We start from the raw sequence: 12,740 nt of genomic DNA on the forward strand, positions 1-12,740 counted from the left end.
GTAACGCTTTTTTGTGTTTTTGAAGTTTTCAGCTAGTTTATCCGAAAATGCAGAGTGAAAGACTCACCGCAAAAGGAATGACGGAGTTGATATTTTTTTCTGATAACTTTCTTGCCTTGGTCAAAAATAAGGTGAGGCCGGCTTTTAATGGATATTAAATCTGTTTTAAGACGTTTATGGTCATTATGGCTGATGAGTTAGCAGGGATTGTCTCAGAGTGTTCTGAAATTATAATGTCATAGCGATATTATGATTCTGAGTTATTTGTTTTTTATTTTATCCAGGGAATTGACATGATGGAACGCAATCTTTTTGGTTTTATCATCGATAACGATATACAACTCGATATCGCTAATAAGCGGCTGGTGCGCATTAATTCTTTATCGCCGGAAAAACTGGTGTTGTTTAGTGCCGTGACGCTCAATGATGCCATGGTGCGGCTGCTGGTTTTTTTGCTGATCCAATATGGTAAAGGCCGGCAGCTTTCGAAGAATGAAATACTGAAAAAAGTCTGGGATGAAAATCATTATTCTTCGTCCAGTCAAAAACTCTGGCAAACCATGAAAGAGCTGAGGATAAGGCTCGATGCCATCGGTTTGCCGCACGACTTCATAGTGAATGTGAGGGGGTCGGGTTATACCCTGAATAATCCTATCGTTACGCCTTTGTTCTACGAGTGAGCTTATTGAACGTGCGTTGCAAGAAATAACGTATTGCTTAAGGAGCTCGTTCCCGCTGGCTATCACCTACGGAAATAGAACGCGTTATAATTAAAATCATCAGGAGTATATATGAAAAAGACCTCCGTAATAGGATTGGCCTTGCTGGGCTGCGTTGGTCAGGTGCAAGCCGCCAGCACCGGGACGATCAATTTTAGCGGTACTGTATCTGCGATGACCTGTGATGTACGGGTCAATGGGCAGGAAGCCGATGGTAATGTTGCTTTGCCGGTTGTAAGCGAGAGTCAGCTGAGCGTGATGAGCTGGACTGCAGGTCGTACGGCGTTTGAGCTGAAGTTGAATAATTGCCAGGGCGCCTTGAAAACCACGACGGCGTTCTTTGAAGCCGGCTCCGGCGTGGATTCGAGCGGGCGCCTGCGCAACCTCACGGGCACGGCGAAAAACGTCGTGCTGCAGCTGCGTGAAGGCTCTGGGGCGTTCAATCCGATCGTCGCAGGCAGTCAAAACCAGATAGCGAACGCTACCTATTACACCATCACCAATGGCATGGCGACCTTGCCGTATACGGTTGAATATTACGCCATGGGCGCCGCGACCGCCGGCTCGGTGGTAAGCAACGTCGTATATTCACTGCAATACAAATAACCCGTATTTCAAGGGGGGAGTTTCCCCCCTGTTTCTCAGCTATTTATTGGGGCGATTATTATGAGCAGACAGGCTCGTATTTTATCGCAGGCTTTCTTGCTTGCAGTTATTTCTCTTTTTTCGGCGATGACATTTGCCAGCGTGGTGATTAGCGGTACGCGCGTTATTTATTCCTCGGAGGCGAAGGATGTCACCGTTAAATTGAACAATGTCGGTAAAGCGCCGGTATTGATTCAAAGCTGGATCGATGACGGTGATATGACGGTGAAGCCGGAAAATATCCGCGTGCCTTTTATTTTGACGCCGCCGATTAATCGCGTCGATCCGGGCAAAGGGCAAACCTTGCGCCTGAGCTATACCGGGGCGGCGCTGCCGATGGATAAAGAAAGCGTTTTCTGGTTGAACGTGCTGGAAATCCCGGCCAAAAAACAGCTCAAAGATGATGCCAGCCTGCTGCAAATGGCTTTCCGTTCGCGCATCAAGCTGTTTTTCCGTCCGACGGGCTTGAACGGCGACGCCAATGACGCGGCGCAGAAAGTGACGTGGTCCGCCGCGCCGGGCGGCGTGAAGGCGTTCAACCCGACGCCGTATTTCGTCTCGTTGGTGAGCCTGGCCGTCAATGGTAAGGAACGTGAAGGGCAAATGATCGCGCCGTATTCCTCGCTGATGTTTAACGGCATTCGCGCCGCCGCAGGAACCCAGATCGCCATTGAATTCGTCAATGACTACGGCGCCGTCAATAAATTCGATGCGCTGGTGAAGTAAGCGAAGCACATCGCCATTTAATGCCTCATCGGCAGCAGCCGAACCTTGCGGAAAAAAGTTCATGACCGAATATGTTAGCGTTGCGCATGGCCTTCGCACGGCCTCTGCGCGCTTAACGCCGGCGGCGCTGTGCGTGCTCGGCGCATTAAGCGGCGCTCAGGCGTGGGCCGACGACCGTGTGCCGCAGGCCATCGCCGGAAAGGTCGAATTCGACCCGTCGTTTCTTAACCTGAGCGATCGCGCCGGCGTCGATCTGGCGCGCTTTGCGCGCGGGGCGGCCGGGCTGGCCGGCACGCATCGGGTGGCGTTGTTTATCAATGACGAGGCCTTTGGCAATAAAGAGATCGAATTTCGCAGCCGCGCCGATGAGAGTCTGTATCCCTGCCTGACGCCGGCTATCGTCAATAGCATCGCTTTTAACGACGCCGCGCTGCCGGCAGGGGCGCTGGCGCCATTGGCGCAGGGCGAACCCTGTTTTAATCTGCCGCGGCAGATTCCGGATGCGCAGGTCAACTTCGACAGCGGCGAGCAGCGGCTGGATATCGTGGTGCCGCAGATTTATATGCGCAAGACCGCGCGCGGCAGCGTTGACGCCGCGCAGTGGGACAGCGGCGTCTCGACGTTGTTTCTTAATTACAACCTGAACGGGTATTCCAGCACGTCACGCGGAGCGGACTATAACTCCGTCTACGCCGGTTTGTCCGGCGGGGCCAACTTCGGCGCCTGGTATTTGCGCCATAACGGTGCCTATAGCTGGACGCAAAACGGCATTTCGCAATACGACAGCATTAACACCTTCCTGCAGCGCGATATTCCGCCGCTGAAGGGCAGAGGCGTGATCGGCCAGGCGAACACCACCGGCCAACTGTTCGATACGCTGGCGTTTAACGGCGTGCAGCTGGCCAGCGATGAGCGCATGTTGCCGGAATCGCAGCGCGGCTATGCGCCGGAAATTCGCGGCATCGCCAGAAGCAACGCGCAGGTGACCGTGCGGCAAGGGGGGCAGGTCATCTATCAGACCACGGTAACGCCGGGGGCATTTCTGATCGACGATCTGTATCCCACCGGTTACGGCGGCGATCTGGAAGTGACGGTGCGTGAAGCTGACGGCGCGCAAAGCGTCTTTACCGTGGCTTATGCGGCGGTCACCCAACTGCTGCGACCTGGCGCCGATCGGTACGAAGTCGTCGTTGGCAAGGCCGACAGTGACAGCCTGCGGGAAAAGCCCTGGCTGTATCAGGCCACCTACCAGCGTGGTTTATCCAATGCGCTCACCGCCTACGGCGGCCTGCAGGCCGCCCGAGATTATCAGGCGGTGCAGTTGGGCGGGGCCGTCGGTTCCTCGCTGGGCGCACTTGGCTTCGATGTGACGCAAAGCGACAGTCGTTTGGGTCGCGAACGGCGTCAGAGCGGGCAGAGCTACCGCCTCAGCTACAGCAAGACCGTGAATGACATCGGCAGCAGCCTGTCGCTGGCCGCTTACCGATTCTCTACCTCCGGCTATATGGATTTCATGACCGCCATGCAAACGCGCGACCGGCTGAGGCAAGGCGGCGGAGAGGGCGATATCGCGCGCGCTCGCAATCGGGTGACGTTTTCCATTTCGCAGGGGTTGGCGTCTGGATGGGGACAGCTGTATGTCAGCGGCTCTGTGCAGGATTACTGGAACGGGCAGGGCAGCGACAAGCAGTATCAGTTGGGGTATAGCAACAGCTATAAAGCCGTCACCTACGGGTTGAGCATGACGCGCAGCCAGGCGAGCAATGGCCGGGCGCAAAACAGCTATCTGCTGAATTTCAGCCTGCCGTTAGGGCGCCGTGACAAGGCCGGCACGCCGCAGCTGCGGCTCGGATTGGCGCATGACAGCGACGGGTTGTCGAGCCAGCAGGCCACCCTCTCCGGCAACCTGGGGGCCGACAGTCGGTTCAGTTACGGCATGAGCGCAATGAACGCCAATCGCAATGGCGGCAGCGGCTCGGTAAACGGTCAGTATCGCAGTCAGGCGGCGCTGCTCAGCGGCGCTTACAGTTCCGGTAAAGGCTACCGCAGCGCCTCCGCCGGGTTAAGCGGCACCGTCGTGGGGCATGCCGGCGGCGTCTCGTTCAGCTCTTACGGCTCGGAAACGTTCGCGTTGGTGGAGGCGAAAGGGGCCGAAGGCGCCAGCGTCTCCGCATATCCAGGGGTGTATGTGGATGCGCAAGGCTATGCGCTGGTGCCGTATTTGACGCCGTATCAGCTGAATGAAATCAGTCTGGATCCCAAGGGCAGCGCCCCTGATCTTGAAATGGATGAGACCACGCAGAAGGTCGCGCCTTATTCCGGCGCGGTGGTGAAAGTGAAATACAACGCCCGCCAGGGCTCGCCGATTCTGATCGATACCGCTGCCGCCGGCGCGCCGGCGCCGTTCGGCGCCGAAGTGATCGACGAAGGCGGCGCCGTGGTTGGCGCCGTGGGGCAGGGCGGGCTGGTGTATGCGCGCGTCGCTCAGGACAGGGGCGCGTTGCGCGTTCGCTGGGGGGCGGATCGCGCTGCGCAGTGCGCCCTGAATTATGTGCTGATGCCGCAGCAGAAAGGCGGCCGGCCGGTATTGCAGCGCTTTAGCGCGCCGTGTCGCAGCGGCGTTGGCGCAGAAGGATGAGACCTATTTTTTGCTCGGGAACGCCGTCGGGCACGGCTGCAGCGACGGCGTTTCAGCGCACGGGAGAGAATGAGATGACACAGAAAAACCGCCAGGGTATTTGGCGCGGCATTGCCTTGTTGGCGCTGTTGCTGGCCCAATCGGTGTGGGCCGACTGTTATTACAGCGATAAGTCGGACGTTAAAAACGATCTGAATATCACTGCGCCCATTGTATCCAGCAATATCACCGTGGGGGCAGAAGTGGCCCGGGGCGCTACGCTGTATACGCAAAATTTTAACCCCACTTTCAGGAATGTGTACGTCGAATGTTCGACGGCGCAACCGTTCATCGCGATAGACATGGGTTATGAGCCGCCGCCGCATCCTCTGTCGGAGTGGAGTGGCGGTTTTGGCAAGGTTTATCAGACGGGCGTGCCGGGCGTTGGCGTGTTTATCGATAACCACGCTTTGTCCTTCACCCTGCCGTACACGTCGCGGAGCACGGAGAGTCATACCCTGTACGGGTGGTCGTCGAATCTTTTCAAATACCGCATTCGGCTGATAAAGACCGGCGATATTCAACCCGGCACCATCACCGGCGCCGATTTGCCCTGTTTGGTGACCCAGGTTGGGCCGGCAAGCTCGCCGTTTACCGCTATGCGGCTGTGTTTTACCGGCTCGATCAATATCGTCGCGCAGAGTTGCACCACGCCCGATGTTTTCGTCGCCATGGGGAAATACGATATGGGACGAGATTTCACCGGAAAAGGCAGCGTAACCGAATGGAAAGACGCCTCGATCCGCCTGATGGATTGCCCAAAATTTTACGGTACGGCCGAAGCCCATTATTCCGATAGCGGCAACAGCGGCATCGTCAGCGCAACCGCCAACAGTTTAGGGGTGTCGTTAGCGCCCAATACGGCGGTGGTCGATGGCGACAACGGCATTATGGGGCTTAAAGACGGCAGCGGCAGCGCAAGCGGCGTCGGCATCCAGTTGGCCTATAGCGCGTCATCGCCGCGGCCGGTGCAGTTCTCGCGGGAAATTAAGGTGCCGCTTTCCCCCGCCACGCCCACGTCTTTCACCATCCCGTTGCAGGCGCGTTATATTCAAACCGAGCCTACCGTCACGCCGGGCGCCGCCGATGCGACCGTGACCTTTAACATCAATTATTATTGAGTGGGCGGGCTGGTCAACTCAGCCCGCGCTGATTCAGTAGCACCTTATTCAGCTCGCTGTTTTTACGCACGTTGAGCTTGCGCATCGCCGAACGCTTATGGGCGCTGATGGTTTTCTGGCTGCGCTGCAGCAGGCCGGCGATGCTGCAGGCGGACATGCCGCTGCTCATCAAACCCAGCACCTTTTTCTCGCAGTGGCTGAGCGCGGCGATGCGGCAAGCCTGGCATTTCCACTGGCCGGCGGCGTGCAGCGCCACCCACGGATGCAGGATGAACTTTTCCAACGCCATCTGCAGCTTGAGGCGAATGGCGTAGGCCGAATCGCGCCGATGGATGCTGAACAGCGGCGGCAGGTTTTTCACCTGTTGCTGGGTCGCGTCGTCGAGGATCAGCAGGGTCAGCTGCCGCTGGCGCGGAACGCCGTGAGGGCTTTGATAACAACAGGCGCAGCCCCAGCGCTCTTCCGGCGTGCGGAACACGATTTCGATGTTATCCAACGCCTGCAGCGCCAGCGGCGAGAACTGCGGGTACCGGCGGTGGCATTCGTTCAGGGAGTGCAGATAGTCCTGCAGCAGCAGACGCAGCCCCTGCTGGTAGAAGTTATCGCTGTCGAACAGCGTGAAGCGAATATCTGGCATGGGTGACTCCTTAAAAAGCCGTGGCGCCGCGCCGGAGCAAACGGTGACGGCCCATCGCCGGCGTTCGCGCGCCGGTCGTTTTCCTGATTTCCCTGGGACGGTGCGGGGCTTATTGGTACGCCAGCACAAAATTGGCGATGGACGTGAATTCGCCTTCGGTAATGCTTTGGTTTTGAATCGCGCTGGGCCGCCCTTGCACATAGGCGGTGAAGTTCAGGCTGTTGGGGCCGTTTTGCAGCGCGACGGCGCTGGTGGCCTTATTCAAATCGATGTCTGCGCCCTGATGATCGAACAGGGCGATGGCGGCGCCGTTCGCGCCGTTGTTGATCGCCAGCTTGCCCGGCAGCTCACCGTCTTCGGTGCCGCTGAAGGTTACGCTGACGGATTTGAATACCGTGGTCTTGCAGTCGGTCAGCTTGATGCTGAACGGTACCGGTGTGGTGTGGCCGTAGCGATACAGGGTTTTGACGATCACCGTGCCCATCTCCACCAGCTGATCGGCGGACTGCGGTTCGATATTGCACGGCCGGCTCACCACGGTACCGTGGAACTGCACCGGCGCGCCGATAAGCTCGGTGTTCGCCGCCGCCGGCATGGCGGCAAACCACCAGGACGCGCAGCTGAGCAGCGCTAAAGCGCGTAGACGCATTTTCCGTTCCTCCCTCGGTTACTGGAATGCCGCCACGATGGTGGCCGACGCGTTGAATTCCCCTTCGCCGATCTCCGCGCCGCCGTTGGCGAACGGCGCCGCCACCAGGTTCCAGGAGCCGCCGTTGCCGATGTTCGGCACCGGGTAAAACTCGTTCGGAATGACCAGCTGGCCGTTGTGCGTCAGCCGGATGCCGAGATCGTTCTTGTCGGTTTTGAACACCTCGTTGCTGAAGGAAGCGGCCGTGCCCGAGACCGCCAGCTTGATGTTCAGCGTGCCGTCCTCGAAGCTGCCGCCCTCGCACTGGAAGCGCACCGGAATGCTTTGCGGATAGTTCGAGCCGTTGAGATCGCTGCCGCCGATTTCGCCGAACTCCACGTTGATCAGCTGGCCTTCGTTCACCACGCATTTATCCGGCACGTAGAGGATCGCGGACTGGATAAACACCTGCGCCATCGGATTGGGGCCGAAACCGCCGTCGGTCGAGCCGAGGCGGCCGTACATCTCGATGATCTGCCGATCGTTAATCTCGACGCCGTTGATGATCTTTTTGCGCACCCGGAAGGTGATCTTGCCTTTGGAACCGCTGCCGTAGTTGTTGACCTGTAAGTACGGCGGCTGGCAGCGGTGTTGGCTCAGCAAATTCGATTCGTTGTAAAAAGGCACTGTGACGTAGGCGTTCTTGTTGCCGGCGATCCACACCTCGGCTTTTAAATCCAAAAAGTCATTCAGTTTTAAATAGCCGTTGCCGTAGTCGGAGGGGGGCAACGCCGAATCCGACTTGTAAAAGTGCGGGCTGGTGGGAATAGGGGTATCGCAATACACCTTGCCGGTATAGGTGCCGCCCAGATCATAGGGAAACAGTTTGGTGAACCCCACCTGGTTGGTGATGTTGCTTTCATTCAGATCGATATAGAACTGTTTGGGGCCGCCGTCCGGCGTGACGTAGCCGTTGGCCCAGGCGGCGGGGGCCGCCAGCGCGATCGCCAGCGGCAGGCAGAATTTGGTCAGTTGAGTTTTCATCGCGTTCTCGAACCTCACAGGTAAATCACCTGAATGTGCGCCACGGCGGCAAACCCGGCCGCCATCACCGCCCGCTGGGTGGATTCCACGCTGGCGCTGAACCACAGGGTGTTGCTGCCGGGCTGCAGAATGTAAGGGCGGCTGCGTTGATTCAGCTCCAGCGCCTGGCCTTGTTGGTCTTGCAGCCGCAGACCGATGCCCTGCACGCCGCCGTTCAGCTTCAGCAGCGATGGGTTATCGACGTCGCTTTCGCCGAGAAACACCAGCGTGGCGGCCTGCTCACCTTGCAGGTAGAGGCGGCCGGCGTCGCCGTTGCGCGGGCCGGCCGGGTTATCCGCCAGCGCGCGCGCGCCCAGCAGGCAGTTGCGGAACGAGAGGCGAAAATGCACCGGCGCGCTGCGATCGCCGGCGTTGCGGAAGTCGCGTGCGCTGACGTCGCCCAGATCGACGGACTGATCCCGGCTGTCCGGCGTCAGGCTGCAGGGAGAGCTGAGCAGGCCGCCGTGAAAGCTGACGGTGCCGGTGGTGCCTTCGATCACGCCCAGCGGCGTTGCCGCCATCGCGCCGCCGCCGCACAGCAGTGCGCCGAGCAGCAGCGGGCGCAGTCGATCGGTGAATTCAGCCATGCTGGACCTCCTTATTTTTTCTCGGGCACGGCGGTGCAAACGCCGCCATTGCAGACGAAGCGCAGCTCCGGATGGCCGCCGTAGTCGTTGATGTAGGTGATGACGAAGCTATTCATGCCGGTCTCTTGCAGCTTGAGGCTTTCGCTGGATTTCGGCTTCAGCATCAGCGGCTGAAAACCGCCGATCGCGCCGCCGCCCTGTTTTTGCGTCTGCCGCGTCATGCCGGTCAGGGTGATGTAAAACGGCGTCGGGTTATCGACGGTGATGGCGCCGCCGCTTTTACGGAACACCAGCTTTTCCTGCCACACCTGGCCCTTGGGCGCGACGATGGCTTTCGGCCGATAGAACAGTTTGATCTGCGTTTGCAGCGCCAGCTGCATCACGTTGGTTTTGGTGCTTTTCGGGGGAATTTCGCGCAGGTTGAAGTAGAACACCGACTCGCGATCCTGTGGCAGGCGATCCGCCTCCGGCGTCTTGGTGATGCGCACCACGCTGCGCTCGCTTGGTTCCACGCGCTGCAGCGGCGGCAGCACCACCAGCGGCGAGGTGATTTTCTGGTGCTGCTCGTTCTCAAGCCAGGATTGCGCCAGGAAGGGCAGCTCTTTGTTTTCGTTGACGATATTCAGGCTGATCGATTTGGCGTCGCTCACATAAACGGCGCGCGTGCGATCCAGCGATATCGCCGCGTCGGCGGTGGGCAGTACGGCGCTCAGGGCCAGGCCGGCGGCGGTCAGTAGCGTTATCGGGTGTTTGTTCATGTCATTATTTCTCAGCGTTACGGATTACAGGGTGGCGCACGGCAGCAGCAGCTGGTCCAGCGGCTTGGCGGCGCCCGGGATCACGATGCGGCAGCGGCGTTGGCCTTCCCAGGCGACGTCCAGTTTTTCCTCCGGCTGCACGCCGGTCAGGTAAACCGAGCCGCCGTCGTTGACCACCGCGACCTCGCGGCCTTTCTCGCTCAGCACCGCGGCGCCGAATGGCGGTTCGCTGCCGTCCGCGAGGCGAATGGTGGCCAACAGCTTGCTGCCTTTCACCACCTCGAAGTGGCGATAACCGATGGCGCCTTCGGTCAGCGTGCCTTGCACCACGGCGCGAGTGGCCTCGACGTCGTCCGCCAGCTTGTTGACGTCGATGCGGGTGTCGGTGTTGTAGTAGCTGGTGATGTCGGAAATCACCGCCAGCCCGAAACGGTTGCTGTAGGCGCGGCCGTTGTTGATCGGCACGCCGGCGATGCCGTCGGTGTCGAGCATCATGCGGCTGCCGCCGTTGCTCGAGTTCTGATGCGCCGCGATGCCGTGCCGGGTGGCGGTGAGGCCGCCGCGGAACGAGCCGCCGATCGACGAGTAGCTGTCCTGCTGGTAAGAGGCGCTGGCGTTCAGCGAGCCAAACGAGGCGTTGTGGGTGTAGTACCCGCGCGCCAGCGATTTGCCGGACTGATTAAAGCCGCCGCTGACCTGCCAGGTATTGTCCGGATCGCTGTAGTCGTTGTACGACGCGGTCTGCGTGACATCGCCGTTGTTGGTTTGCAGCGCATAACCGACGCGCCGACGGTCGCCGATCGGCACGGTGAAGTTGAGCATCACGCTGTCGTCGGTGCGGCCCTGGTAATAGGTGCGGTAAGCCGACAGCGAGGCGGTGATGTTGCTGATATCGCCGACGCTGAACAGCTTGCTGGCCGACAGCCCGTAACGGTCCTGGGTTCGCGCATCCCAATAGGTCTGGTGCGAGTAGGTCAGGTAGGCGGTGATCGCCTTGGCGCTGTCTTCCGCCATAAAGGTTTTGCTGGCGGTGATGGTGTACAGCTCTTTCTGGCGGCCGTTGTAATTCTTGTCGTAATCGCCGTAACGCTCCTGCAGGTACTGCGACATGTTCATGAACTTGCGCTGCGAGAAGCGGTAGCCGGCGAAGGTGATCTGGCTGTTCAGCTCATCGAACCGTTTGGCGTAGTTGAGCTTGAACGACATGCCGCTGGCGGTCGGCTCGCCGGGCAGACGGGCGATCGACTGGGTGACGTCCAACGACATGGCGCCGAACACGTTCAGATCGCGGCCGAGGCCGAGCGCCCAGGCGTTATAGTCGCCGCCGAGCAGCGCCCCGCCATACAGCGACCAGGCGTTGCTCAGCCCCCAGGAGAAGTCGCTGGCGGAAAACAGCGGGCCCTGGGTGCGGTGGTCGTAGGCCGAGGTTTTGCCGAGCGCCACGTTGTAGCGCACGTAGCCCGGGCGGGTCAGGTACGGAATGGTGGCGGTATCCACCTGGAAGGTCGAGACGGTGCCGTCCTGCTCTTCCACCTTGACGTCCAGCTTGCCGCGCACCGAGCTGTTGAGATCCTGAATGGCGAACGGCCCGGCGGGCACGGTGGTTTCGTACAGCGTGCGGCCTTCCTGCGAGACGGTGATCTTGGCGTTGCTCTTGGCGATGCCGCGTACTTCCGGCGCGTAGCCCTGCAGGTTCGGCGGCAGCATGCGCTCGTCGCTGGCCAGATTGAGGCCGGTGAAGCGATAGGCGTCGAACACCCCGGAGTCGAGATAAATCTCACCCAGCGTCAGCTTGGCGGCCTGCATCGGCAGCGCGCGGTAGGCGTAGATCTGGTTCCAGTCGAAGCCGGTGCTGCGATCGCCGGCCTGCTGATTGTAATTGGCCTGGTAGTCCGCGCGCAGGCGCCAGGGGCCCAGGTTGGCGCCCAGCGTGCCGTAGCTGCTCAGGTTCTGGGCGGTGTTGTTGTTGTGATTCTGCTTGCCTAACTGGCCGCTCAGGTTGTAGTCCAGCAGCAGGCCGGGAATGCCGTCGTCCCACTGCTCGGGCGGCGTCCAGTCGGGATCGGAGTATTTCATCCACGCCTGCGGGATGGTGATCGCCAGCACGCCGCCGCCGATGCGATCGGAGACGGTCGCGCCTTTGATGCCGCGAATGTCGGCGCACTGGTTGTCGTGCCACAGGGTGACTTTTTTGGCCGCTTCTTCTTTCAGCGCCATTTTTTCCACCAGATCAGGCGGCAGGCACACCTGGCTGCCGCTCTTGTTATCCGGCGACGGGAAATACTGAATGCTGCGCTGGGGCAGCGTTTTCTGGTTGATCTTGATGTCCAGCAAATAAGCGCCGGGCATGACGTAGTCGGCATCGGAGAAACGCGAAAGATCCACTTTGCTGCGCTCGCCGATATCCAGGACGTCGGTATTGAATTCCGTGGCGGAAAATGCCGGACGCACCCAGAGGAAAGATAGAATGACGAGAAGAGGTAGGTGTTTCCGTGTCAGTAATGACGTCATAGCATAATCACTCATGGCAAGTCCGCGCCCAATAGCAGGTCATCCGTGCGACCTGAATACGTAATGCTGTGCAGCGCCCGCCGGCGCTAGAGATAAGACAGGGTGAATTTGGCCAGAGAGCTGAAGCCGCCCGCCCGCGCCTTATCGGGATGCAGGCGCAACTGCGCGCCAAAGCGCAGCGTGTTGTCGCCGGCGACGATCTGGTAATCCGCCGTCGTGCTGCCGAGCGGGATCGGGGTGCCGGCATCGGTCAACAGCTCGATAGCCACGCCCTGCGCCTCGCCGTAAACGCCCAGCAGGGAAGGATCCCGGCTGTCGGCGGTGCCGTCGAAGGTGACGTTGGCCGCGCGATAGATGAAGTCAGGCTTCACCTGGCTGGCCAGTTCGCAGTTCACCAGTTTGATCGTGAAATGACGGCGGCTGCCGATCAGCACCGATTGCCCGTCCTGCGAGGCATCGGTCATGGAGATCAGACCGAAATCGACGGTTTGATCCAGGCTGTCGCTGGCGATGCCGCACGGCGTTTCAACGATGGTGCCGCCCAGGCTGACTTTGCCGTGGCCCTGATTTTTCACTGCCGCCGCCGCGCTGCCTACGCTGAGCGCGATGAGCAACAGGCCGCAAAGGCGGATAGTCATGCTGGCGTCT

The 12,740-nt window shown here is 59.7% G+C and carries 12 protein-coding genes; 5 read left to right on the forward strand and 7 right to left on the reverse strand.

Annotated features, from left to right (window positions below):
- Positions 1-293: 293 nt before the first annotated feature.
- The 5 genes from ACJ8IP_RS22385 to ACJ8IP_RS22405 all read left to right on the forward strand — a co-directional run bounded on the left by ACJ8IP_RS22385 (position 294) and on the right by ACJ8IP_RS22405 (position 5,888).
- Positions 294-680 (forward strand): winged helix-turn-helix domain-containing protein, encoded by a 387-nt coding sequence (locus ACJ8IP_RS22385; protein WP_050440145.1) that lies wholly within the window; start codon positions 294-296, stop codon positions 678-680.
- Between the two features lie 111 nt (positions 681-791).
- Positions 792-1,325, forward strand: coding sequence for a fimbrial protein (locus tag ACJ8IP_RS22390; protein ID WP_164107042.1), 534 nt, complete (start codon positions 792-794; stop codon positions 1,323-1,325).
- A 60-nt stretch (positions 1,326-1,385) separates the two neighbouring features.
- A complete protein-coding gene (locus ACJ8IP_RS22395; protein WP_047026513.1) occupies positions 1,386-2,090 on the forward strand; it encodes a fimbria/pilus periplasmic chaperone in 705 nt (234 codons plus the stop codon).
- A gap of 61 nt (positions 2,091-2,151) precedes the next feature.
- On the forward strand, positions 2,152-4,728 hold the full coding sequence (locus ACJ8IP_RS22400; protein WP_442524528.1) for a fimbria/pilus outer membrane usher protein: 2,577 nt from the start codon (positions 2,152-2,154) through the stop codon (positions 4,726-4,728).
- Positions 4,729-4,847: 119 nt separating this feature from the next.
- On the forward strand, positions 4,848-5,888 hold the full coding sequence (locus ACJ8IP_RS22405; RefSeq protein ID WP_198036331.1) for a fimbrial protein: 1,041 nt from the start codon (positions 4,848-4,850) through the stop codon (positions 5,886-5,888).
- 13 nt (positions 5,889-5,901) lie between these two features.
- On the opposite strand, the gene ACJ8IP_RS22410 is transcribed toward ACJ8IP_RS22405, so the two are convergent.
- The 7 genes from ACJ8IP_RS22410 to ACJ8IP_RS22440 all read right to left on the reverse strand — a co-directional run bounded on the left by ACJ8IP_RS22410 (position 5,902) and on the right by ACJ8IP_RS22440 (position 12,730).
- A complete protein-coding gene (locus tag ACJ8IP_RS22410; RefSeq protein WP_033645336.1) occupies positions 5,902-6,525 on the reverse strand; it encodes a LuxR C-terminal-related transcriptional regulator in 624 nt (207 codons plus the stop codon).
- Positions 6,526-6,634: 109 nt separating this feature from the next.
- Positions 6,635-7,174 (reverse strand): fimbrial protein, encoded by a 540-nt coding sequence (locus ACJ8IP_RS22415; RefSeq protein ID WP_046687944.1) that lies wholly within the window; start codon positions 7,172-7,174, stop codon positions 6,635-6,637.
- Positions 7,175-7,192: 18 nt separating this feature from the next.
- Entirely contained in the window at positions 7,193-8,197 is a 1,005-nt protein-coding gene (locus ACJ8IP_RS22420; protein ID WP_049205605.1) for a fimbrial protein, read from the reverse strand.
- 14 nt (positions 8,198-8,211) lie between these two features.
- Positions 8,212-8,823: a fimbrial protein gene (locus tag ACJ8IP_RS22425; RefSeq protein WP_198793395.1), complete on the reverse strand. Its 612-nt coding sequence runs from the start codon at positions 8,821-8,823 to the stop codon at positions 8,212-8,214.
- 11 nt (positions 8,824-8,834) lie between these two features.
- Positions 8,835-9,581, reverse strand: coding sequence for a fimbrial biogenesis chaperone (locus tag ACJ8IP_RS22430; RefSeq protein ID WP_033645332.1), 747 nt, complete (start codon positions 9,579-9,581; stop codon positions 8,835-8,837).
- Positions 9,582-9,605: 24 nt separating this feature from the next.
- Complete coding sequence (locus ACJ8IP_RS22435) at positions 9,606-12,107, reverse strand: fimbria/pilus outer membrane usher protein (RefSeq protein WP_033645331.1); 2,502 nt, start codon at positions 12,105-12,107, stop codon at positions 9,606-9,608.
- Positions 12,108-12,178: 71 nt separating this feature from the next.
- On the reverse strand, positions 12,179-12,730 hold the full coding sequence (locus ACJ8IP_RS22440) for a fimbrial protein (RefSeq protein ID WP_033645330.1): 552 nt from the start codon (positions 12,728-12,730) through the stop codon (positions 12,179-12,181).
- Between the last annotated feature and the right edge of the window lie 10 nt (positions 12,731-12,740).

This window comes from Serratia sp. CY52157 (assembly GCF_052168495.1).
GTDB lineage: Bacteria > Pseudomonadota > Gammaproteobacteria > Enterobacterales > Enterobacteriaceae > Serratia > Serratia ureilytica.